Raw genomic sequence first — 24832 nt, 5'->3', positions numbered from 1 at the left:
TCCAAATCCATGCTATTGAAAATCTCCAACATTTGCCTATGGATATTCATTCTTAACATCCCTATTGCTATGGCCCAAAAAGAACCCAATTATGACGAAAGTAAAGTGCCGGCGTTGAGCATTCCGGATCTGTTTATCAGCAAGAACGGGATGCTTATCAAAGATGTACAATCCTGGGAAAAGCTTAGGAGAGCAGAAATACTCAGGCAATTTGCAAATGAAGTCTATGGAGATTTGCCTCAGAATTTTGACCAAATAGGCTTTGAGGAGAAACCAGTTACGGAGCATCCTTACAGTGATTTTTCCAAAATGAAAACGGTGGCAATCAAGGTGGAAAGGTCTGGAAACCAAAATACAATGAACCTGCACTTGTTTTTTCCTAAGGATTTTACCGAACCGCTACCTGTCGTTTTGTTGATCAGTCATAGAAATGTTTTGGATTTGTTGTCAGATACTACCGACAGTTTTTTTCCTCTAAAAGCAATCATCGGCAAAGGAATGGTAGCTGCAGTGTTTGATGTGGAAGATGTCTCCCCTGATCATAAGGGGAGGTTTAGTCAAGGAGTCTTGGAGAAGCTTTATCCGGAACAACTCCAAAGGTCAGATGGCATGCGGGGTTTGGGGGCATGGGCTTGGGGAGCCATGAGGGCCATGGATTATTTTGAAAGCAAAAGTGAATTTGATACTAAAAAATCCATGCTTGTAGGGCATTCAAGAGGTGGTAAGGCTGCTTTGTGGGCAGGTGCCAATGATAACCGTTGGTCTATAACCGTCTCCAATGAGTCTGGTTGTGGGGGTGCTGCACTATCCAAAAGGAAGTATGGAGAAACCATAGAAAGGATCAATACCACTTTCCCGTTTTGGTTTACCGATAATTTCAAAAAGTACAATGGAAACGAGGAATCTTTGCCATTGGACCAACACATGCTTTTGTCGCTGATCGCGCCGAGGGGACTTTATGTCGCCTCTTCCAAAGATGACCAATGGGCTGATCCCAAAGGAGAATACCTTTCTCTGCTTTTTGCTTCAAGGGTGTATGATGAAATTTATCAAGCGTCACAGGAATTACCTGATACCTTCAATACCGAAGTCAATACTCTTCATTTGGAAAATATAGGATACCATCTCCGTGAGGGAGAACATGACCTGAGTATTTACGATTGGAAGCGTTTTCTGGATTTTGCAGAAAAGAGATTTTCAACATTCAAATCATTGTATTAATCCTGGCAGGTTTTATATTCGGGCAAAATTTATAATAATCAATGTCATTTCCTTTTTTTTGGCAATAATATAAATTTCGATTACAATTGAAATGTAAATTCATTTGGTGAATGATTTCGATCATAATAGAAATTATGTACATTAATTATTGAGGAGCTAATTTTTGAATTTTTTCTTTAGTTAGATCAAATTATAATTTGTCGATAGATCTACAAGCAGTAGTTTGCATGTGAATAAAGATCAACCCAATACCAATTGAAAAACCAAAAACACCTTTTCTCTCTTCCCAAGGATATCCACTACTTGAATTGTGCTTATATGGGGCCACAGCTCAAGACTGTGGAGCATGCGGGCATTGAAGCAGTCCTGAAGAAAAACAATCCAACTCAGATCAAACCGAAACATTTTTTTGAAGAAGCTGGAGTATTGAAGCAAAATTTCGCAAAAATCATCAATGCTTCTGCGGAGCGGATTGCCATCGTGCCTTCAGCTTCCTATGGACTGATGACGGCGATCAATAACCTGCCTCTGGGAAATGGCAACGAAGCCTTGGTAGTAGGAGAAGAGTTTCCAAGCGGATACTTCAGCATAGTCCGCTGGTGTGAAAAGCATAACAAACAGCTCAAAACTATTCCGAGACCTTCTCAAAGTCCTGAGGTAGGTAGAGATTGGCACGAACAATTGATGGAAAACATTACAGATCAAACGGCTGTATTGATGATGTCAACGGTTCACTGGACAGATGGGACAAAGTACCTCTTGGAAGAAATAGGCCAAAAATGCAGGGAGCATCAGGTGGTATTTATTCTGGATGGGACCCAGTCTGTTGGAGCGATACCATTTGATGTACAAAAAGTGAAACCGGATGCCCTGGTCTGCGCAGGATACAAATGGCTGTTGGGACCATATTCCATAGGTTTGGCGTACTTTTCGGAGCTGTTTGATGATGGGATTCCTTTGGAAGAAAGCTGGATGAACAGGTCCAATTCACAGGAATTTTCATCACTTACAAAGTATGATCCGGTGTACTCCAAAGGCGCCGGCAGGTACAATATGGGAGAATTCAGCAACTTTATACTTCTGCCTATGCTGAACAAAGCCCTGGAACAAATACTCGATTGGGGAGTGGATAATATTGAGTCTTACACCAAAAAGCTGGTGGAACCTCTTTTCCCTTTCCTGAAAGAAAAAGGATATGATTTTGAGGAAGAGGCTTTCAGAAGCGGGCATCTTTTTGGGATTCATCTACCCGCTACCATGGACAAGGAAAGTCTTTTGGCGGATTTAGAGAAAAGTAAAATATATGTTTCTGTAAGAGGAGAGGCCATCAGGCTTTCCTTACATCTTTTCAATACTCTTGAGGACCTTGAGGCTTTGATGGATGTATTGGATCGACCATCCAAATAAATTTCACCTTATCTATACGTTCTTTTTTTGTAGCTTCCCTTCAAGAAAATAATATAACCATCGATATGAAGCCTACCTTTAAAATTTTGTTTGCCCTTTTGGTCTTATTCAGCTTGGAGCTGAAGGCTCAAAAGGTAGATGAAGCCTATGTGCAAAAAATCAAAGATTTCACTACAGATGAGCGCTTTTTACCCAAGTCCTTACTGGATATTGTAGATCATCCTTCCATTCCTTCACCTTTGAAGCATTTTGGACATATCATAGGTACAGAAGGAATTGTTCATCGTACTTCTGAGATTTATGGGTATTACCAAAAATTAGCTGAAAGCTCTCCATTGGTACACATGCAGGAAATGGGCAGGACGGAAGAAGACAGGCCTTTTTACCTGATCGTCATCGGTAATCAGGAGTCTATGGACCGGCTGGACCATTACAAAGACCAACTGGCCAAACTGGCGGATGCCAGAAAAACTAGTCCGGAACAGGCCGAGCAAATTATCATGGACAGCAAGCCTGTTTATTATGTGTCAGCCGGCATGCATGCCACCGAAATGGGTGCGCCCGAGATGTTGATGGAATTGGCCTACAGGCTGGTCACTTCCGATGCCAATGATATCAATGCGATCCGTGAAAATGTCATCACGGTGATTAATCCTGTTTCAGAGCCGGATGGCTGGGACAAGCAAGTGGATTGGTATTTCCGATATACCAAAGGCAGGGAAAAGTTTGACGATGGATTCCCAAGATCCACGCCTTACTGGGCTAAGTATGTGTTCCATGACAATAATAGAGACGGTCTTCAGGTCTCCCAGGAAATCACCAAATCAATATTTAAAGGCTTCTTTGAATTTCACCCCACGGTGATGTTGGATTTGCATGAGTCTGTGCCTTTGCTTTATATCTCTACCGGAACAGGTCCTTACAATGAGTTTGTAGATCCAATCACCCAAAGTGAATGGCAGGTCATGGGCAACCATGATGTGGCGGAAGTTTCTGCACAAGGTATGCCTGGAGCATTTACCTGGGCATTTTATGATGGATGGTGGCCAGGATATGGAATTTGGGTGGCAAACAACCACAATTCCAACGGCCGCTTTTACGAAACTTATGGTAATGCAGGAGCAGATACCTATTTGAGGGATTATTCCACAGCCAAATTTGCCGGAGACCTCGCCTCCTCCAAAGAATGGTATAGACCAGATCCGGCTACACCTCTGGTGTATTGGTCTTTCAGAAATAACATCAACTATACCCAAGTGGGTGTCATCGCTTCCCTTTATTATGCGGCCACCAATGGACAACTTTTGTTGAGGAATTTTTATAAAAAAGGATACAACAGCATAGAAAAAGGAAAAAAAGAAGGACCAAAAGCCTTTACCATCGCCAAGGAGCAAAGAGACCCGGCCATGGTAGCCTATCTTGCCAACCAGCTTAAGGTTCAAGGTATAGAAGTTCATGAAAACGACAGCCATTATGTAGTGCTTTCAGAGCAACCTTACAGAAATCTTCTGGTGTCTCTTTTGACGCCACAGTCTTATCCAAAAGAGGCCAAATATCCGCCTTATGATGCCATTGCTTGGACATTGCCATACCTGTATGGCGTAAATGTGGAAGCCAAGGAGGAAGTGGACTTTGATGTTTCTTCCCTGAAAATGTTGACAGAAGATGCCGTTTATGAAGGAAAGATTTCAGGATCTGGAAATACCTATATTCTTCCTTATCATGCCCAGAACACTGTTCTGCCTGCCTTGTATAGTTTGAAGAAGGACAATAAAAATGCCGAAATATCCATTCTTACCAAAGAAACTGAGATAGGAGGACAGACTTACGGAGCAGGGTCATTGATTTTGAAAAAAGTCAATGCCGATCAGGCTTCGAAAATTGCTTCAGGTTTCGGTTTGGATTTAGAATCCAGTAATGCCAATATTTCCTCTGATGATTTGAAAACAGTCAATCTCCCAAGAGTGGCAGTTTACCACACTTGGTATAATTCACAGGACGAAGGCTGGACCAGGTACACGTTTGAGGAAAGGGGAATTCCTTACACTTCTATTGACAAGGATGACCTGAAAGCAGGTGGCCTGAAGTCCAAATTTGATGTGATCATCATGCCTAGGATCAGAGGGAATGCCAAGAATTTCGTCAATGGGGTCGATAAGAAATTCGGTCCTATGCCATTTACCAAAACAGCTGAATTCCCATCTCATGGATTTCCTGCCTCTACCAATGACATGACCGGTGGTCCGGGCTTCATGGGAGTGGATAACTTGAGAAAATTCGGTGAAGAGGGTGGGGTCATTATAAGCTTTGACAATATGAGCGCTATCTTGGCTGAGCTGGGCATCGCTTCCGAACTGTCACCTGTAAGTACTTCGGGATTGTTTCACCCGGGTTCTATTATCCGGGCCAAAGCCAGAAAATCTGATTCTCCGGTATTGTACGGCTTTGGAGAAAGTTTCCAGTTATTCAGAGGAAATGGGCCACTATTGCAGACTGACAAATACAACAGGGACTTGATGTTGGTTCAATATGGTTTTGATCCATTGAAGGACGAAGTGGAATACGATGGCCATATCATGGGAATGCCTGAAAGAGAAAAAGTAGAGAAAAGGGAGAAGAACGAGAAAAATCCTGATTATGTGATTGCGGGAATGGTCAGAAATGAGCAGGAGATCGTAGGTCATGGTTCTGTGTTCAGCCTGCCACTTGGGAAAGGAACTGTGGTAGCCTTTACATTTGATCCTCTTCACCGTTACCTGAACCATCATGATTCTCCAATGGTCTGGAACGCCCTGATCAATTGGGATAAATTGAGGAAATAAAACTATTGGTTCAATATCGTTTAGTTAGGATAACTATTCCAAAGTTGAGTTTTGGCAATTGAGTTTGTTTTAATTTTAACCAACTTTGGAATAGTTTAAATTCAAATTCTTTCAATACAATGAAGTTTACTGCCTGCGCTGCCCTTGTTATTTTTTTGGTATTTTCCAGTAGTTTATTTGCTCAGGAAAAAGAAAAAAGCCCTTTCAATTTTATTGAGGTTGGAGAGGTAAGGGTTTTTGGGAAGGCCATAGACAAGCAAACCCGTTGCGTGCATTGGCATTCACAGCTTGACGTGATTGCTATCAAATTTAAGTGCTGTGATAAATATTACCCTTGTTTTTCCTGCCATGAAGAGGAGGCTGACCATGAACACATCGTTTGGCCAAAATCGGAATTTGATCAAGCTGCGATTCTCTGTGGGGTATGTGGAGAGGAGCTGAGCATTGAAGACTATATGGCATCTGATAACACTTGCCCGCATTGTGAAGCCAGCTTCAATCCAGGGTGCAGCAATCATTATCATTTGTATTTTGAAACTGAAGAGAAAAAACAGTGAAAGCCACGCACCTCGATCTTTAATTTGGAGCAAAGTGATTTCCTCAAATAGCATCAATTTATTCCGATTATTCAAGAACATAAGCTTTCATTTTTGATAAATGGCGTTTTTTATACGGGAAATTTCCTCTATCTTTTTTCGCACAAAACCAAATATGCTATGCGAAAAACCGCTACTTCTCTGCTCTATCTAGGATTTCTCTTTTTTTTACTGTCCAATAATTTGGTGTTTGCCCAAACCAATCAAACAGAATTGGCTAAAAAGCTGGCTAAGGGTTTAGAGTTGAGAAGTATAGGGCCTGCTGTGATGGGTGGCCGTATCGCGGACATTGCCATACATCCAAATCAACCTCATACCTGGTATGTGGCAGTGGGCTCAGGGGGCTTGTGGAAAACCACCAATAGCGGAGTTACTTGGACTCCGGTCTTTGATGATCAGCCGTCTTACTCCATAGGTACCGTAGTGATAGACCCCAACAATCCCGAAGTGGTTTGGGTAGGCACTGGGGAAAATGTGAGCGGAAGGCATGTCGGTTGGGGTGATGGCATTTACAAAAGTTTGGATGGCGGAGCCACATGGAAGCAGATGGGATTGAAAAAATCTGAGCATATTGGGAAGATTTTGGTGGATCCAAGGGACAGCGATGTGGTGTATGTAGCTGCTGAGGGACCGCTTTGGTCATCCGGTGGAGAGCGTGGTTTGTACAAGACAAATGACGGAGGTAAAAATTGGAACCTGGTCCTTGAAATAGATGAAAATACAGGTGTGACAGATGCCGAATTCGACCCTTCCGATCCGGATGTTATCTATGCGGCTGCTTATGAAAGGAGAAGGAAAACTTGGGCATTCTTAGCAGGAGGCCCCAATTCGGGAATCTATAAGTCGACTGATGGTGGTGAAAACTGGAGAAAAGTAAGCAAAGGTTTACCCCAAGGAGACATTGGTAAAATCGGATTGGCAGTAACTCCGGCTGATCCGAGCATTGTATATGCAACCATCGAAGCAGATGAATCCAATAAGGGTTTTTATCGATCTACAGACAAAGGAGAGAGTTGGGAAAAACGCAACAGCTACATTTCAGGCGGTACAGGCCCACACTATTATCAGGAAATAGAAGCTTCTCCATCAAATCCGGATTTGGTTTATCAAATGGATGTATTTCTCAACAGAACCAGAGATGGTGGGAAGACCTTTAATTATGGTGAAACAGGTAGGGGAAAACACAGTGACAACCATGCATTATGGATTGATCCTGGAAATGACAATCACCTGCTTGTAGGAACAGACGGTGGCTTATACGAATCTTTTGACGAGGGGGAGACCTGGAGGCTATTTCCGAACCTGCCCATCTCACAATTTTATAAAATAGGTTTGGACAATACAGAGCCATTTTACAATGTGGTAGTAGGAGCCCAGGACTTAGGGACATTGCTTGGACCATCGCGTACGACCAATGTTGAAGGTGTGCGAAATCAGGATTGGTATGTGCCTTTGGGTGCTGATGGACATGATGCTGTATTTGATCCAGAAGATCCGAATACAGTTTACATGGAAATACAGCAAGGAATGCTGCATAGACACAACAGGATGACAGGGGAAGTACTGGGTATTCAGCCCCAGCCAGAACCCAATGATCCACCGGAAAGGTGGAATTGGGACAGTCCTATTCAATTGAGTCCTCATGACCACAAGACTTTGTATTTCGGCTCGCAAAGGGTTTGGAAAAGCACTGACCGAGGTGATTCCTGGCAAGCAATCAGTGGTGACCTGACAAAAGGGAAAAGCAGGTACGAGCTTCCCATGAAAGACAGAGTTCCTGGTATCGACGCTTTGTATTATAATGGAGCCATGTCCAAATTTGCCACCTTGACCAGTATCAGTGAATCACCAATTCAGGCAGGCTTGCTTTACACAGGATCTGATGATGGTCTTCTCCATGTCAGTGAGGATGAAGGTGAAAGCTGGAGGAAATGCACAAGACTTCCCGGTGTTCCTGAATTGACATTTATCAATCATGTCCATGCATCCCCACACGATGCCAATACGGTCTTTGCAGTGGCTGATGGGCATCAGCTTGGAGATTACAATTCTTATGTTTTTATGAGCACGGATAAAGGTAGGTCATGGAAGTCAATAGCAGGTGACTTACCTTCCAATACCATTATTTGGGTACTCAAGCAGGATTATATAGATGAGAATTTGTTATTTATAGGGACTGAGTATGGTTTGTATTTTTCCATCAATAAAGGAAGTAATTGGATAAAACTAAATACTGGAGTACCTACAATATCTTTCCGTGATGTGGAATTACATCCAAGGGAAAATGATTTGGTGGGAGCGAGTTTTGGCAGAGGGATTTACGTGCTGGATGATTATTCGCCATTGAGAGAAATCAATAACCTGAGCATTTCTAATTCGAATACACTATTGCCTGTCAAGGATGCTTGGTGGTATGTGCCCAGTGTGCCCATGCAAGCCAAAGGTATGCCTTCACAAGGATCTGACAGTTATGTCAGTAAGAACCCTCCTTTTGGAGCTATTTTTACTTATTACTTGAAAGACTTACCTAAAACTCAAGTGGACAAGCGTAAGGAGCAAGAGAAAAAATTACATGAACAAAAGAGCAATATTCCCATTCCGGATTGGGATCAGTTGAGAGAGGAAGCATTGGAGCAGGATCCTGGGGTGATGCTTTTGGTCAGAGATGAGGCAGGAAATCCAATTCGTTGGGTACAAGGTGGAAGTTCGGAAGGTGTGCATAGGGTGAATTGGGATTTAAGACTTCCTGCCCCACACCCGATCAGTCTTTATGTCCCGGAATTCCAACCGCCTTGGGCCAGTGATCCGGAGGGACCCTTGGTTGCACCGGGAAAATACAGCGTTGAACTTTATGTGCACAATAACGGTGCATTGGAATTGCAGGGTGAAAAGAAGGAGTTTGAATTGAAGCCTGCATATGACCTAACGACCGATTATGTAGCCATGGCTGCTTTCAAAAAACAAACTTCAGAGCTTTACAGGAGAGCGTTCAATGCTGCCAGGCAGCTATCTGAAGCGGAAGAAAAACTCAGGTTTATCAAGGCGGCTTTGATGAAGACTCCAAATGGTTCAGAAGAACTCTATGCTGAGTGGACGGATTTGAATAGAGCATTGAAAGATTTGAAAATAAAACTTATGAATGACGAGATTCCCAATAGTAAGGATGTTTCCACTTCTCCAACCATTATGAGTAGGATTGGCGGAACAGTTTATGGGCATTGGAGCAGTACTGAAGCACCTACAGTTACACAAAAACGAAATGTTGAGATTGCCCGGAATGAGTTTGAAGCATATCAAAAAGAGGCATCAGTCTTTTTTGATAAACTGGGTAGCTATGAAAGAAAACTTGAAGCGGCAGGAGCTCCATATACACCAAACAGAAAAATGTGATTTTCAGATGGATTCAAATGTAAATTCTAAAATATTCAATCAAATCTATTCAGAGAATTTCAAAAATATACAATCTAAAAACAATGTCGTTTAGATATGAGGACAAGTTGAATTAAACTTTTCCAAAGTCGGGTTAATAATAAAAACAAACCTTATTTAAAAATCAGAACTTTGGAAATGTTAGCCTAAACTAAAACGATATTGAATCTTAAATCTACAATCTTAAATCTACAATCTTAAATCTAAAATCATACAACCTACAACCTATTCGGTACATCATTTGTATCTTTCATTGAGGTATTTTAAACATAAACCAGTAACACTATGAAAACTGTTGGAATTATTTTATCGATTATAGGAGGTTTGGGCTTGATTGTTTTTGGGCTTCAGGCAATGGAGGATTCTGAAAGCTTTAGTCTATTGGGAGTAGATATTGCGGTGAGCACAGCGAACTGGACTCCTGTAATCGTCAGTGGTGTAGTCCTTGTCATTGGCCTGATCATGTCGGCAAGGAAAAAATAAATTGAGCATTGCCTAAGTCCGTTAGAATTAATGTATTAACTTTCTCTATGCAAAGAAGGTCTTTTATCAAAAAAATTACGGCTCTTACGGCAATATCTCCGCTTATGCCATTTATGACATATGGGAAAATGCATTTTCCCGAAAATCCCAAGCTTAAAATTATCATTGCATCAGATGGACATTATGGTCAGCCTGACACAGATTTTGAAGCGGTCCACGAAACTTTGATTCAAGCGATTAACCAAGAAGAAGAGGTGGATTTTGTAATTTTCAATGGAGATTTGATCCATGATGACCCTAAGTGGATGCCTGAAGTCAAAAAAGTCTATGACCGACTTCAGGCACCCTATTTCCCAGTTCGGGGAAATCATGACCGTGTCACCAAAAATACTTGGGAGGATATTTGGGGGATCCCTACCGATTATACTTTTTCTTATAAAGACCATTTTGGTTTTGTCCTTGCTGACAGTTCCAATGAAAAGGGTGATTATCTCTGTGTCAACCAACAATTTTTAAAAAGGAGTCTTGATGATTTTTCAGATTTTTCCCATGTGTTTATTTGCATCCATATTTCTCAAAATGACTGGACCAGGCATGGAGTTTCCTGTCAGGAGCTGTTAGATTTGATAGCGACTTACCCCAATGTCAAAGCAGTCGTTCATGGTCACGATCACGATGTCAATGGGGTCATGTTGAATCAGAAAAAACCATACCTTTGGACAGGACATTTTGGAGGAAATTGGGGCTCTCCTTTGCCGGGTTATCGTGTGATAGAGGTAGGTGATGATGGAAAAGCCGCAACTTATCTCAAATCCATGAATGACGATAAAATCATCAGCGGTTACTCCTTGTAATTTTCAACAACAATTTTTGAGTTGGCAGGTTAAGTTTTTGATAAATTTAAGAACTATGCCTTTTTATACTTTAATCCTGAATGATAGCTCCAAGTCTGTAATATTAGCAGAAACACTGGAGGAACTTGAGTTGGAAATCACAGATAATTATTCCTCTGAGTTTAAAAATGAGGTCAAAGAGGTGCATTGGGTAGATAAAACGATTCATTGTGCGATGGATTATAAGAGCAGGGAAATCACAAGAAACATAGCAACGGCTGATATTAACCCTAATGGGTATAGAAATTGAATTGCCTTTGTCTAAAGGACACTTAATTTTTATATTTCCTGAAAATATCATTGTCACTTAAGGGACAAATTAGATAAATTGGTGCTTCATCTTAAACACCTATTTATCCAATGTTAAAATCACTCAGCAAAATGTCCCTCCTTCTGGGATTGATCATTCTTTTTAGTTGCCAGGGAGAAGAAAGGTTATCTGAAATTGAAATCCCCAGGTTTTTTTCGGATCACATGGTATTCCAGCGAGGAGAACCTATCCGTATTTGGGGTAAAGGTGATCCGGGAAGGAGAGTAGAAATCAGTTTTGACTATAACAATAAATCAGTAAAGGTTGATGATAATGGAGATTGGCAAGTGGAATTTGACCCTAGGCCTGCTTCAGGTCCATTTGAGCTCAAGATCAATGAATTAAAACTTCGCGATGTTCAGGTAGGAGATGTTTGGATAGCAGGTGGACAATCCAATATGGAGTGGGTAATGAGTGCTGAAGTGGAGGGGCTGCAGGAAGAGCTGGCTGATTCAGATTATCCCTTAATTCGATTTTTCAAAGTACCGCATGATTATGATGCCAAAGAAAAGTTTAATATCAGAGGTGGAGCATGGAAAGTTGCTGATTCAAACAACCTGCTTAATTTTTCTGCTGTAGCCTGGTTTTTTGCGAAGAAAAATCATTTGGAAAAAGGCGTACCTATCGGTATCATAGAAAGCAATTGGGGAGGTACACCTGCAGAAGGATGGACCAGCTCTGAAGCTTTGAAAAATATCGATTTTTACGCCGAAAAAGCAAAGGACATTGAAGACAAAAAGGAATACTGGATTCAGGAGGTGGTAGACAACAAACTGAGAGAGCTCCAAAGAAATGAAGTCGTAGGAGCTGCAAGAAATGGAGAAATCCAAGGGGTGGTCAACGCCAATTTTGACGATTCTTCTTGGAAGAATGTTAATCTTCCCAAAGACAATCCTTTAAATGATATTTCGTGGTTTCGGAAAAAATTCACCCTCAATGATACACAAGGTGTTAGGTTGCAATTGGGAGATGTTCAGCAAATTGCCCATGTCTATATCAATGGTGGGAGGTTATTTGTCAAAGACTATGGTGATAAACTGCGTGAATTTCCCATTCCTCCCAGTATGCTGAACAAAGGGGAAAATACCCTTGCCGTAAGGATTGTCAATACATGGGACAATGAAGTGGTTTTAGGTGAAAAAGGAAATTTTTATATTACCTCCAATAAAGGGAAAGTCAATTTAGAAGGGGATTGGAAGTTCAGCAATACAATAGAAGAACCTTTGCCGATTGTGGAAAAATACAATTGGCTTCCTGGAATGATGTACAATGCCATGATAGCTCCTTTGACCAAATTCCCTATAAAAGGTGTGATCTGGTACCAGGGAGAAAGCAATACACAAGACCATGAGCATTACAAGGAGCTGTTTTCTACCATGATTACTGATTGGAGAAGAAATTGGGGGGTTGGAGATTTCCCCTTCCTGTTTGTCCAATTGGCTAATTTTATGGAGCGAAAAGAAGTTCAGCCGGATTCTAATTGGGCTTTTCTGAGGGAGGCTCAAAGCGATACAAGAGACCTTTCCAATACAGGCATGGCTGTTACCATAGATATTGGAAATGCTGAGGACATACATCCAAGAAATAAAAAAGATGTGGGTCAACGCTTATGGAAAGTAGCGCAGAAAGTAGCTTATAATGAGGAAGTATTGTACCGAGGTCCTACCTTGCTGAGAGCAAGAGTAGAAGATCAGTCCTTCCTTTTATCTTTTGCTGATCTTGGAGAAGGGTTTTCCCTTGCAATCAATGACAAAGTGAAAGGTTTTATCATTGCAGGTAAAGATGGGAAATTTCACAGTGCAAATGCTGTAATCAGCGGGAGCAATGAAATTAAAGTTTCCCACCCTCTGGTCAAGGAGCCTGTAGAGGTTAGGTATGCCTGGGCAGATAACCCCTCCGTGAACCTTTATAATTCAGAAGGTTTGCCTGCTGAACCTTTCAGGTACCGGTTACCAGATATTGATGCCGTCAGACAATGATACTGCTGTAGAATGGCAGAGTAAAATGAAATCAAGCTTTTCAAAATGCAAGAATTTTTTTAAAGCTTGATTTTTTTTGTTGAATCCATTTCAAAATCAAGCGCAAATGTATATTTGCTAAAAGCTTAATTCAAGTCTTTGATTTTTTTCCAGGACTACTTCAATCTCTTTGCCTTTGTACCGAATTAATGCATTTCCACCTAAGGGAGACATAATGCTGGCTTTTGTTAAAGTGCCATTTGACCATTCTATATCAATATTGAAGTTTCCCCTTGCTTTCAGGCCTTCAATTTTCCCCTCTGACCAGATGGAAGGCAATGCCGGCAATAACTCTATAAACCCATCATGGCTTTGGAGAAGCATCTCTGCAATACCCGCGGTATAACCAAAATTCCCATCAATCTGAAACGGCGGGTGCGCATCAAACAAATTGGGGTATAAAGAAATTTCAATCAGTTTCCGAACATGCTCATGTGCCATTTCCCCATCCATCAGCCTTGCAGAAAAGTTAATCAGCCAGGCCCTGGACCAGCCAGTACCTGCACCACCATGCTCAAGCCGGTAGTCCAGTGTCCTGCGTACAGCATCAAACAACTCAGGAGTTTGCGTTTTGGTAACAGCATTTCCTGGATGAAAAGCATACAAGTGAGACATATGCCTGTGACCTTTTTCTGTTTCTTTGTATTCCTGATCCCATTCCATGAGTCTTCCATCGCTGCCTACCTGAAGTCCTGATCTGAGTCTGGAGCGTTTTTCTTTGATTTCCTGGAGTAAATCTGACTGAATGCCCAGAAGCTCGACGGCATTTATGTAATTGTCAAAAACCTCAGCTATGATCTGTTGATCCATCGCTGCACCAATGGTACTTGCAGCATGATCTCCATTTGAATTGATAAAACTGTTTTCAGGAGATGTGGAGGGGGATGAAGCCAATTTCCCATCCAAAGGGTGAGGAACTATCCAGTCTGCATAGAACGCCACGATTTCTTCAGCTACCGGAATAAACCTTTCTTTTAAAAACTCCACATCTTGGGTAAAGAGATACCTTTCCCAATAATGCTGCATCATCCAGCCTCCAGCTCCCAACCATGATCCCCAATAGGCCTGTGCTGCTTGAAGGAAAGTCATTTTCCAAAGGTCTGTGCCATGAGCAAATGCAGCTCCCCGCATGCCATAAGTTTCCTTTGCTGTTTTTTGCCCACTGGGAATCAAAGCATCTGTAAACTCAAAAAAAGGATCATGGAGTTCGCTCAAATTGGTGACTTCCGCAGGCCAGTAATTCATCTGCATATTGATGTTCATGTGGTAATCCGCATTCCAGGGAGCAGCAATATGCTGGTTCCAGATTCCCTGAAGATTGGCAGGAAGGGTGCCTGGTCTGGAACTGCCAATCAAAAGGTATCGGCCATAATCAAAAAGCAGCTTTTCAAGATGCAGATCTGTAGCTCCGGCTTTTATATTTTCAATTCTCCTATCGGTAGGGATTGTATCAATACTCTTTTCTCCCAATTGGAAATTTACCCTTCGGAATAAACCCTGATGGTCTTTCTGATGCCTCTTCTGCAATTCAGCAAAATTTAGCTCCTTCAATGCCATCAGGTCAGCTTGATTTTTCCCTCTAAAATCAGTGTGGTAAAAGGAGGTGTTTGCTACCAATTTGATGCTGAGTGTTTTTACATTTTCTATCCAAATGGCATCTCCCTTTCCTTCCAGTTTTCCTCCTTCGTTTTCCAGCAAAGCTATAGTCTGAAAACGAACGCCATGCAGAATTGGGGCAGGTTTGGAATCGATCTGTCCTTTTCTTTGGGTGACCTCTCCGTCCATTTGGAGGGAGTTGTTTGCAGGAGTACTGATTTTTACTGTAGGATATCCATCATCTTCTGGTCGATCCAGCCTGATCTTGCCATTTAGACCTTTTGGATGGGTAGTGGTGATCTGGATAATAATTCCTTGATCTTTGGCGGAAGCAATAGCTTTTTGTTCAAACTCATACCCTTCGTATTGATAGGTGACAGTAGCTAGCGCTTTGTCGAGATCAAGGCTTCTTTGGTAATTGCTGATGTCCTGATGCCCCAATTCCAACCAAAGGTCTCCCATGGTCTGATGAGAGCGGGTGATGCTTTTTCGGGAAAAAAGAGCTACCATTAATGAGTCTGCTTTTTTGTTTTCTCCCTTTACCAAAAGTTCTCTGATGCAGGCCAAGTCGTCAGGCTTTCCTTGTGCCAAGCCCCAGTCATTAGGTCCACCTGGCCAAAGTGAATCTTCGTTCAGCTGTATTCTTTCTACGTCTGTTCTCCCAAAAACCATGGCTCCCAACCTGCCATTGCCTAGCGGCAAGGCCTCTTCCCATTTGTCGGCAGGTTGCTCGTACCAAAGTAAGCTTTGGGAATAGGAAGTTGAAATAGAAGAAAGGATTGTTACTAATAGGAGTAAGAAAAAAAACGAAGACTTCATGAGGTTAGGTTTAATGAAATTAAATTCCTGAATATTTACCGAATCTGCAAGAAGTCGACACTTGAGGGCAAGGATAAGATGACAGTAGGCTAAATTTGGTGCTTCATTTAAAAATGAAATGCAAACCTGATGGCTCTTAAAGGAATAAAAGAAAGTCCAAAACTTTGTGTTTCGTTTGTTTCTTCTGGTGAAACTCCTCTTTTTTCAGTGTAGATAGAATGGTTGAACCTTGCAGAAGCACCTGTTTCGGCTGAAACAGAAAAATGAGGGGAAAAGTGGTATTTCATTCCCAAAAATCCAATGCTTGAGTAATTAAAAGAATCACCTTTTTGAGTTGTGATAAAAGCAGGATCATCTGCATTTGGTTTGGACCTAGAACCTGAATAAGCAAAACCAAGATCAATACCATAGTACCCGATAATCCTGGTTGTTAATTTTTGTTGCCATTCTTTTCCAATTGTAATTGCATAAAAATGATTCTGGAAATCTGTTGAATTTATTGGCGTAAAATCTGTTTCTATTGTTCTAAAATCACTTGAAAAATTAAGCCCAAATCTAAGAGCTGCATTTTTATCATTTTTAGTCTTGTAATGTCTTCTATAAAGTAAAGTACTTGGATAATTCCCATTGATGACCGGGTCAATATCCAGTGAAAGTTCATGCTTGGTTTCTTCGTAATCAAAGAGGGGTTTTTCTTGGGCGTATGCTTGAAAAGAGAATAACAAGCCGAAAAGAACAAATGAGAAGAGATTTTTCATAGAAATAGAAATTTTCGTCTAAAATTTAATATTTCTACGAGAATGGTTCCAGATAGGTCAATAAAAAGTCATTTGAAAGCTTATAGTATTAATAATCAGTGTTTTTATTTTTGATTAATCAAAAAACACCTGAATTCTTCCGTGTCAAAATTACTCATTCCTTCCTGATAGAAGACGATTTCTCCGGAAGGACTGATGACCAAAGTGGTGGGAATGGACTGGCTTTGTAAGGATGCATTTAAACCAAGATTGGCATGGACTACAGGAAAACTAAATCCCTTTTTATCTATAAAATCCTTGCTCTTTTCCATTTCCTTATCCAAAGCGATCATTAAGAATTCCAGGTTTTCCGTATCCTTGACTTTTTTATATAATTCGGAAATATGAGGCATCTCAGCCCGACAAGGAGGACACCAGGTTGCCCAAAGGTTGATAAACACAGTTTTACCTTTATAATCTGCCAATGAGACAGGATTGCCATCCAAGTCCTGAAACCTGCCATTATAATCGAAGGTTTTATTGGTTTTATCTACCAAGGTGATTTTTGGTTTGATTAGTCCAGTGCTGAGTAAAAGTGATTGCAATCCCCCCATTATCGGGGTGATCAGACCTGTAAAATACAAAAATGCAAAGGCTGCCAGTATGATGCCCCAACTCTTAATTTCCTTTTTCCAATCCATAGTTTTCATCTGTGAATCACAAAGATACCCATATCATCGAATCCTATTTGTGATGGATATTACAAGAAGGTTTAAATACTGTTTTTTCTTCCTTTTCTTTCTGATTATCTGATGCTTGTATTTTTAATTTTACCATATGTTTCTAAATTGTAAGATGTTTAATTCTTTAAAAACCAAATAAAACCACTTCAACTATGGAAAATACCAATACGAGTGTCATGTCAGTAAAAGATTGGTTTATCACTGTTTTGATAGTAGCCATTCCAATTGTAGGATTCATTATGCTCTTTGTTTGGGGCTTCGGAGGAGGAGCAAATGTCAATAAACAAAATTGGGCAAAAGCTACCTTGTTATGGTTTGCAGTGATCATTGCCTTGTATATTTTATTCTTTGCCTTTTTTGGAGCTGCATTTTTGGCTGGCCTGGGCAATGATTTTGATTTTTAAAATAGAGATTTTTCCAGTTTATATTCCCGGGCCTTAAGTCCGGGAATTTATTTTTTCAGAGATTCAGATGCTTAATCAAGAGGGGACATAATGTCACTGAGAATTTTTTGAAGGGCCCTGCTTAGTGATTACTTTGCGCGTCAATTCTTAAAATATTATGGATATCAATCATTTTGTGAAAATAGCCGAAGAGCTCGGTGTCAAAGTCAAGCAGGTCACTGATACTGCAGAATTGTTGGATGGTGGAGCAACTGTGCCTTTTATTTCCAGGTATAGAAAGGAAGTTACAGGGAGTTTGGATGAAGTGCAGGTAGCGGCTATCAGGGATAGGGTACAGCAGTTGAGGGATTTGGATAAAAGGAGAGAGGCTATTTTGAAGTCAATTCAAGAACAGCAAAAGCTAACTCCTGAATTGGAGAAAAAAATTAATGCAGCTGAGACCATGTCCATTTTGGAAGATCTTTATTTACCTTTCAAACCCAAGAGGAGGACAAAGGCCACAGTAGCAAGGGAGAAGGGCTTGGAACCATTGGCAGAGAAAATTTTCAGCCAAGATTCATTTGATTTAGAGGCTGAAGCATCAACTTATATCAATGAGGAAAAGGAAGTGACATCTGTTGAGGAGGCCTTACAAGGGGCCCGAGATATTATTGCAGAATGGGTCAATGAAAATGTGGAGTTGAGGAAAAAGATGAGAACCTTTTTCATTGAAGAAGGTCTATTTGTATCCAAAGTGATCCCGGGAAAGGAAGATGAAGCCATCAAGTACAAAGATTATTTTGATTGGACTGAGCCTATCAAATCTGCTCCTTCTCATAGGGTTTTGGCTATGAGAAGAGGGGAGAAGGAGTTGTTTTTGATGTTAGATTCCTGTCCGGATGAAATCTCAGCGATTGCATTGATGGAAAAAACTGTCTTGGAAAATGCATCCAATGCTTCTGTCGAGCAGGTAAAGTTGGCCATCAAAGACTGCTATAAGCGTTTGCTCAAGCCTTCTATGGAAACTGAAGTCAGGCTTTATACCAAAAAGAAGGCTGATGAAGAGGCCATCAGGGTTTTTGCGGAAAATCTACGACAGTTATTATTGGCTGCTCCATTGGGCGAAAAAGCAGTGATGGCCATTGATCCTGGTTTCAGGACAGGGTGTAAAACTGTTTGCCTCGGGCCTCAGGGGCAACTATTAAGTTTTGATGCAATTTACCCGAATGAGCCTCAAAAGAAAACTGCAGAAGCCGGAGCTACGGTAAGGCATTTGGTAGAAAAACATCAGGTAGAAGCCATCGCCATTGGCAATGGGACGGCAAGTAGGGAGACTGAATCATTTGTAAAATCCCTTGGGCTTCCCAAAAATGTGATCATCACCATGGTCAATGAAAGTGGTGCTTCGATCTACTCTGCCTCGGATGTGGCAAGAGAAGAATTTCCGGATATGGACCTGACAGTAAGAGGTGCAGTGTCTATAGGTCGCAGATTGATGGACCCTTTGGCTGAATTGGTGAAAATCGATGCCAAGTCCATTGGGGTAGGACAATACCAACATGATGTAGATCAAAATGCTCTGAAAAACTCCCTTGATGATACAGTAATGAGTTGTGTCAACGGTGTAGGTGTAGAAGTGAATACTGCTTCAAAACAGCTACTGACTTACGTTTCCGGACTTGGGCCTGTGTTGGCTCAAAATATTGTGAGCTACAGAAATGAAAATGGCCCGTTTAAAAGCCGGGATGAAATCAAAAAAGTCCCACGCTTGGGAGATAAAGCCTTTGAACAGGCGGCAGGCTTTCTTAGAGTAAGGAATGCTGTCAATCCTTTAGATGCATCGGCGGTTCACCCAGAACGTTATGCTTTGGTAGAGAAAATGGCTAAAGATCTAAGCGCAAGTGTATCTGATTTGATGACCTCAGAGGAATTGAGGGCAAAAGTAGTTTTGAAGAATTATGTTTCCGAGGAAGTGGGTCTACCTACTTTAGAAGATATCATGGCCGAAATTGCCAAACCTGGAAGAGATCCGAGGGAAACTTTTGAAGTTTTTAATTTTCAGGAGGGAGTCAATGAAGTTAAAGATTTGAAGGTAGGTATGAAACTTCCCGGTATAGTTACCAATATCACTAAGTTTGGGGCTTTTGTGGATATTGGAGTTCATCAGGATGGTTTAGTCCATCTCAGTCAATTGGCTGATAAATATGTAAGCGACCCCGCAGAAATCGTTGCTGTCAGTCAAAAAGTTGAGGTAACAGTCATGGAGGTAGATATTCCAAGGAAAAGAATAGGCTTGAGTATGAAGTCAGATCCTTTTGGAGCAAAGCCTAAAACCCAAAAGTCTGATAGATCAGATTCAAGTAGGGGGAAAGCAAAAGAACCCGAAGGGGATTTGGCGGCCAAGCTCGCCATGCTTCAGAATAAATTTAGGTAGACGTTTTTCCTGTGAAATGTAAAAGCGCCGTGGAGAAATCTACGGCGCTTTTTTAGTAATAGTTGGTTTAGGTAATGCAGTTCTATAAATAGTCTTTGGTAAGAACACTACTCTATGGACGCGTATAGGCTACACAAGGTTTCAAAGGTTTTGGGAAATGTTGGAGAGGAGATGCTGAAGATAGGAAGCGAGAGAAGTGAAAGAAAAGACCAAAGAAGCAAGATTCAAGATAGGTGTTACCCAACTTCAGGGATCATTTTTATCATTCGAAATTCAAAAGTAAAAATCAATGTCGTTTAGTTTAGGGTAAATTTCCAAAGTTCAGATTTGTAAACAATGTTTGTTCTTACTTTTAACCAAACTTTGGAAAAGTTTAAATTCAACTTGTAGTCTTATCTAAACGACATTGAATTAAAAATATCGAATCATCAAGATTCAACAAATTTTCTCGCATCTCATCTCTCGCTTCCTTTACAAAACACGACATTATATGTCACAAAATAGTTAATTTTATAAACATATATATGTTATTTTAAATAACATTATTAAATTAGCTCCTGTTATCATTCTTTAAATCAAATACTCATGGAAACAGAAGCAAACATCAGCATTACCCAAAAGGAACTTCCAAGTGGCAACTGTCAGGTTAAGTTTTATATTGAGGATGAGCGGAAGCCTATGTATGGTTACCTTTTGACCAATGAACCCAAACCTGTAGGAGAAATCATTTCCGAAATTCAGGAAAGAATTATCCGAAGAAAGATGATGACTTCAAACAATCCTCTTTCTTTACAAAACCCAGTGAAAGAGGACCATAATTTTTATTTATACTCGGCCTAAAATCAATTCCTTATGCTATTAGCCAAAAATCTTAAATATCTCAGATCAGAATCCGGTATTACACAAGCCGAACTGGCTGCCAAGCTCGGGGTTCAGAGAAGTATGATTTCTGCCTACGAAGATGGGAGGTCAGAGCCAAAGCTTTGGGCTTTGGAGGTGATTACCAATACATTTGGAGTGAGTTTGGATGAATTGCTGCATCATGATATACAGCATAATGGAAGGAAAGCCCATTTTCAAAAGGAAATCAGAATATTGACCATAGCAGTGGATGATTCTGATAGGGAAAATATTACCATGGTTCCCCAAAAAGCATCTGCGGGATATCTTAACGGTTTTGCAGATCCAGAGTATATGGAATCTTTGCCCCAATTTCATTTGCCAAACCTTTCCAAAAACAATACCTATAGGGCTTTCGAATTAAGTGGTGATAGCATGTTGCCTTTGGTGCCGGGTACCATTGTTATTGGATCTTATGTGGAGCAATTGAGGGACATAAGAAGTGGGCAGACTTATGTTTTGGTAACTTCGACAGAAGGAGTGGTTTACAAAAGAGTATTTAATTATCTGGAAGAAAATGGAAAACTTTTTTTGGTTTCAGATAACGAGCATTACAAACCTTATGAAGTCAAAGGTGAGGATGTCCTTGAGATCTGGGAAGCCCGTGCTTTTATCAGTACAGATTTCCCAAATCCTAAAGACAAATCCAAACCTGTAAGTTTAGATGATATTTCCCAGATGATCCTTGAGCTCAAAGCAGAGATTACAAGGATGAGATAGTTTAGTTTTTCTTCAATTCGGGTTTTGCCTCTACATGTCCCATCCAGTTTAAAATGGCCTTGGCAGATCCCAGGCATACCAGAGCAATCCCTAAAGAAATCACAAATGATGGGGAAGTAAAGGTCTGTCCAAATGAGAAAACAATCAACATGACTGCTGTCGAAAAAGGAAGGGAAACAGCAAGGATATTGACAGCCAATTCCAGATCGAATGTTTTTTTGTCTCTTTTTTCGATTTTTTGCTCCATTGCAGTGATGGCAGACATGTGCGCAAAAGGCCAAAAGCTAATCGCACTTTGTGGAAAAACAATAATGACCAAAACAGCCATGTAGGATAGTGATGGAGCGAAGAGAATTACAGCTCCTGAAAGCACAAAGGTGAGACCTGATCGAAGCAGAAGTAGTCCTGTGATCTTTTGAATTTGTTTCCAGTTAAAAACTACTGCTATTCCAATATAAAGCAAAACTAACGGCGTCATCAGATTGCTGAGATTTGAAATAGCTGAAGATAGAAAAACCGGTAGGTTATTCATGTGTATTCCCAGTCCTAAGAGCGCCAAAGCAATCACAATTACAATATTGATTGGTTCATTGATCAGACTTAAAAACAGTGATTTTATTTTATGTCCATTTCCATTGCTTTTGTTGGGATAATTGATCAAAAACCAATTGAACGCGACCAAGTATGCGAATATCAGAACAAAAAACTTGTTCCCAATATCAGCCAATGCGCCCCAAGCCAATGCATCGTCGCCCAAATATTCTATCAAAAATGGGAAACATGATAGGCCCGGTGCTAATGAGGGAAATAGCAAAAGATAGGTTCTGTACGAAGCAGAATTTTTTTCTATGCCATAGAAGGGCAGTAGGGGTTTCAGAAGGAAAAAGAGCAGAAAATTAAAGGCCAATGCCAAAACTGGCAAGGCTAGAAGGTCTGAATTTACTTCTGCCTTGAGTAAGGCCACAAAAATAATTGCAGGTAGAGCGACAGTAAGAATAATGGTTTTAAGACCATTTTGCTTGGCTGCCTGGTCAAATTTATTTCTGAGTAAAAACCCAATGGTCAGAATAATGATAAGGGAAAGTGTCTTTTGAACTGCAGGATTCATCAGTGAAATTAAGTTTACTATTTAAGAAAGGTTCAAAAGGCTATTTTGGGTAGTGGTATCAGCCTTCGCTGACCTTTAGCGCCTCAATAAAATAATTCATCTCCTCCATAGTACCCATGCTTACTCTGCACCAAGGTTTTTCATCAATGGCATACATTCTAATGCCTACACCTTGGTTGATCATGGATTGCGCAAATGTTTTGGCTTCTGAACGAATGGGAAAAATCATGAAATTCGTATGGGAGGGTATTTCAGCATAACCAAATGATTTGATACTTTGGGAGGTAAAATCCCTTGACTCTGCATTAAGTTTTCTGCATTCTGTTAAAAAGGCTTCATCCTGAAAGCTGGCTATTGCCCCCTTAAGAGAGGTGATGCATAGCCCCATTGTACTGCGGACCATATCTGTTACTGACTTTATCCTTTCTGGAGTGGCTACTATATATCCAACTCTTAAACCTGCCATTCCATGTATTTTGGAAAATGTCCTGGCAACAATTACATCATAACCTTCAGCCACCAGATTTACTGCACTTTTCTCTTGGGAATTTTCCAAAAAGTCCAAGTAAGCCTCATCGATGAAAATCGGACTTTTAGAGGAAGTTTTTTTACAGAAAGATTTTACTTTTTCAAAATCGGTAATAGATCCCATCGGGTTGTTGGGATTGCAAACGTAAACAAGCTTGGTTTCTTCATCTATGGATTGTGAAATGGCCTCAAGGTCATGTCCGTGGTCTTGGGTCAGTGGAATAGACTTCCAAGAAGCGCCAACAGCTTGTGCTGTATTGACAAGAGATAAATAGGAGGGATCTGCCGAAATAACATTTCCACCGAATCTGCACAAAGCAATTGCTGTTTTTTCGAGCAAATCCGTGGATCCAGGGCCCAACATGATATGATCAGGACTTACACCTTCTTTTTCTGCGATCATTTTGATCAGATATTGGGCATCAGAATGCCCATACCTATTTCCCTCAGAAATAGAGGAAGATATCGCTTTAATGGTACTTGCGGAAGGACCAAATGGGTTTTCATTGGCCAATAAGCGGGCCTTCATGGGCACGTTAGCATCGAAAGTCAATGGGATTTCGCGCAAGCTGCTTGAGTAATTGAATGCCTTCGGACTAGTTGGATTTTTGCTATTGGCAAGAACTTCAGGCATAGCACTTAATCCGGCTAGCCCAAATAGACTGGTTTTTAGCCAATTTCTTCTGTTTAGATTTTTCATAGGTTTGAATAATAGTTTATATAGGCTTAAAAATAAACCATAATTCTTTAAAAGTATGTAAAAAAGTGATTTTATAGTTAAAAAAATAACCTGATTTTTATTTATATATTTAAAAGTATGTAAAATTAGTTTGAATAATAACTAGTCAAAGGTCTTAGATGAGTCTTTTATTAGGTAATTGATTTCCGCCATTTCTTTTGGACTTAAATCCCTCCACTTACCCAAAGGAATGTCAAGATGTATATTCATAATGCGCACCCGTTTAAGCTTTGTTACTTTGTACCCCAAGTAATCACACATTCTGCGGATTTGTCTGTTCAGACCTTGAGTCAAGACGATTTTGAATTTGAATCGATTGATCTGTGTAACTTGACATTTTTCCGTAACTGTTCCTAGAATGGGTACTCCATCACTCATTTTCCTGATAAACTCTGCTGAGATCGGCTTGTCTACTGTGACAATGTATTCCTTCTCATGGTTGTTTTTGGACCGGAGAATTTTGTTGACTATATCCCCATCGCTGGTCAAAAGAATCAAGCCTTCACTGGGCTTATCCAGTCTGCCTATATGAAATATCCGTTTAGGATGATTGATATAGTCGATGATATTGTCTTTTTCAGCTTTGGTATCTGTGGTGCATACTATGCCTACAGGCTTATTGAAAGCGATGTAAACATGGTCTTCTTTGGGTTCTGTGATCAATTTTCCATTTACCCTGACTTCATCGCCTTCCTGAATTTTGGTTCCCATTTCTGGCACCTTCCCATTGATGGTGACTTTGCCTTTTTCTATCAGTCTGTCTGCTTCCCTTCTCGAGCAATAGCCTACTTCACTCAAAAATTTATTAATTCTTGTACCACCTGATTCATTCATGATTGCCATTTGTAAATAAGCCTGCAAGGTAAATGCTTTTCATAGAAATTTAAAGAGCATAGGTGATGGTACATTTTGTAAAAATAAAGTATCTTAAGGATTCCTTGTTTGC

At 40.6% G+C, this 24832-nt stretch carries 19 protein-coding genes; 13 read left to right on the top strand and 6 right to left on the bottom strand.

Annotated elements, in window-relative coordinates:
- The first annotated feature begins 9 nt into the window (after positions 1–9).
- The 9 genes from A33Q_RS13535 to A33Q_RS13495 all read left to right on the top strand — a co-directional run bounded on the left by A33Q_RS13535 (position 10) and on the right by A33Q_RS13495 (position 13140).
- Entirely contained in the window at positions 10–1221 is a 1212-nt protein-coding gene (locus A33Q_RS13535; protein WP_009033391.1) for a glucuronyl esterase domain-containing protein, read from the top strand.
- Between the two features lie 255 nt (positions 1222–1476).
- Positions 1477–2628: an aminotransferase class V-fold PLP-dependent enzyme gene (locus A33Q_RS13530; protein WP_009033390.1), complete on the top strand. Its 1152-nt coding sequence runs from the start codon at positions 1477–1479 to the stop codon at positions 2626–2628.
- A gap of 65 nt (positions 2629–2693) precedes the next feature.
- Positions 2694–5450 (top strand): M14 family zinc carboxypeptidase, encoded by a 2757-nt coding sequence (locus tag A33Q_RS13525; protein WP_009033389.1) that lies wholly within the window; start codon positions 2694–2696, stop codon positions 5448–5450.
- Between the two features lie 119 nt (positions 5451–5569).
- Positions 5570–6007, top strand: coding sequence for a CHY zinc finger protein (locus A33Q_RS13520; RefSeq protein WP_009033388.1), 438 nt, complete (start codon positions 5570–5572; stop codon positions 6005–6007).
- Between the two features lie 159 nt (positions 6008–6166).
- Positions 6167–9436: a WD40/YVTN/BNR-like repeat-containing protein gene (locus tag A33Q_RS13515; RefSeq protein WP_009033387.1), complete on the top strand. Its 3270-nt coding sequence runs from the start codon at positions 6167–6169 to the stop codon at positions 9434–9436.
- Positions 9437–9760: 324 nt separating this feature from the next.
- Positions 9761–9958 carry a hypothetical protein gene (locus tag A33Q_RS13510; RefSeq protein ID WP_009033386.1) on the top strand — a complete coding sequence of 66 codons (198 nt, stop codon included), beginning with the start codon at positions 9761–9763 and terminating at the stop codon, positions 9956–9958.
- A 47-nt stretch (positions 9959–10005) separates the two neighbouring features.
- The gene (locus A33Q_RS13505) at positions 10006–10812 is read left to right on the top strand and encodes a metallophosphoesterase family protein (RefSeq protein ID WP_009033385.1); all 807 of its coding nucleotides are present in this window, start codon (positions 10006–10008) and stop codon (positions 10810–10812) included.
- A gap of 55 nt (positions 10813–10867) precedes the next feature.
- Positions 10868–11101, top strand: a complete 234-nt coding sequence (locus A33Q_RS13500) for a hypothetical protein (protein ID WP_009033384.1) — start codon at positions 10868–10870, stop codon at positions 11099–11101.
- A gap of 131 nt (positions 11102–11232) precedes the next feature.
- A complete protein-coding gene (locus tag A33Q_RS13495) occupies positions 11233–13140 on the top strand; it encodes a sialate O-acetylesterase (RefSeq protein WP_009033383.1) in 1908 nt (635 codons plus the stop codon).
- 117 nt (positions 13141–13257) lie between these two features.
- Here A33Q_RS13495 and A33Q_RS13490 read toward each other — a convergent pair whose 3' ends face one another.
- The 3 genes from A33Q_RS13490 to A33Q_RS13480 form a co-directional block, all read right to left on the bottom strand.
- Positions 13258–15594, bottom strand: coding sequence for a glycoside hydrolase family 95 protein (locus A33Q_RS13490; protein WP_009033382.1), 2337 nt, complete (start codon positions 15592–15594; stop codon positions 13258–13260).
- Positions 15595–15701: 107 nt separating this feature from the next.
- Positions 15702–16352 (bottom strand): hypothetical protein, encoded by a 651-nt coding sequence (locus tag A33Q_RS13485; protein ID WP_009033381.1) that lies wholly within the window; start codon positions 16350–16352, stop codon positions 15702–15704.
- A 104-nt stretch (positions 16353–16456) separates the two neighbouring features.
- Positions 16457–17032 carry a TlpA family protein disulfide reductase gene (locus A33Q_RS13480; RefSeq protein WP_009033380.1) on the bottom strand — a complete coding sequence of 192 codons (576 nt, stop codon included), beginning with the start codon at positions 17030–17032 and terminating at the stop codon, positions 16457–16459.
- 194 nt (positions 17033–17226) lie between these two features.
- On the opposite strand from A33Q_RS13480, the gene A33Q_RS13475 reads away from it, so the two are divergent.
- From A33Q_RS13475 to A33Q_RS13455, 4 genes are all read left to right on the top strand, one after another.
- Positions 17227–17478 (top strand): hypothetical protein, encoded by a 252-nt coding sequence (locus A33Q_RS13475; RefSeq protein ID WP_009033379.1) that lies wholly within the window; start codon positions 17227–17229, stop codon positions 17476–17478.
- Between the two features lie 157 nt (positions 17479–17635).
- A complete protein-coding gene (locus A33Q_RS13470) occupies positions 17636–19891 on the top strand; it encodes a Tex family protein (RefSeq protein ID WP_009033378.1) in 2256 nt (751 codons plus the stop codon).
- A gap of 585 nt (positions 19892–20476) precedes the next feature.
- Positions 20477–20731 (top strand): hypothetical protein, encoded by a 255-nt coding sequence (locus A33Q_RS13460; protein ID WP_009033376.1) that lies wholly within the window; start codon positions 20477–20479, stop codon positions 20729–20731.
- 12 nt (positions 20732–20743) lie between these two features.
- Positions 20744–21511, top strand: a complete 768-nt coding sequence (locus A33Q_RS13455; protein ID WP_009033375.1) for an XRE family transcriptional regulator — start codon at positions 20744–20746, stop codon at positions 21509–21511.
- 1 nt (position 21512) lies between these two features.
- On the opposite strand, the gene A33Q_RS13450 is transcribed toward A33Q_RS13455, so the two are convergent.
- The 3 genes from A33Q_RS13450 to rluF all read right to left on the bottom strand — a co-directional run bounded on the left by A33Q_RS13450 (position 21513) and on the right by rluF (position 24720).
- Complete coding sequence (locus tag A33Q_RS13450) at positions 21513–22619, bottom strand: AEC family transporter (protein WP_009033374.1); 1107 nt, start codon at positions 22617–22619, stop codon at positions 21513–21515.
- Positions 22620–22677: 58 nt separating this feature from the next.
- Complete coding sequence (locus A33Q_RS13445) at positions 22678–23847, bottom strand: pyridoxal phosphate-dependent aminotransferase (protein WP_009033373.1); 1170 nt, start codon at positions 23845–23847, stop codon at positions 22678–22680.
- A gap of 141 nt (positions 23848–23988) precedes the next feature.
- A complete protein-coding gene (gene rluF / locus A33Q_RS13440) occupies positions 23989–24720 on the bottom strand; it encodes a 23S rRNA pseudouridine(2604) synthase RluF (protein WP_040490495.1) in 732 nt (243 codons plus the stop codon).
- Between the last annotated feature and the right edge of the window lie 112 nt (positions 24721–24832).

The sequence above is a fragment of the Indibacter alkaliphilus LW1 genome (genome assembly GCF_000295935.2).
Taxonomy (GTDB): domain Bacteria; phylum Bacteroidota; class Bacteroidia; order Cytophagales; family Cyclobacteriaceae; genus Indibacter; species Indibacter alkaliphilus.
This window is presented reverse-complemented; position numbering and strand designations above follow the sequence as displayed.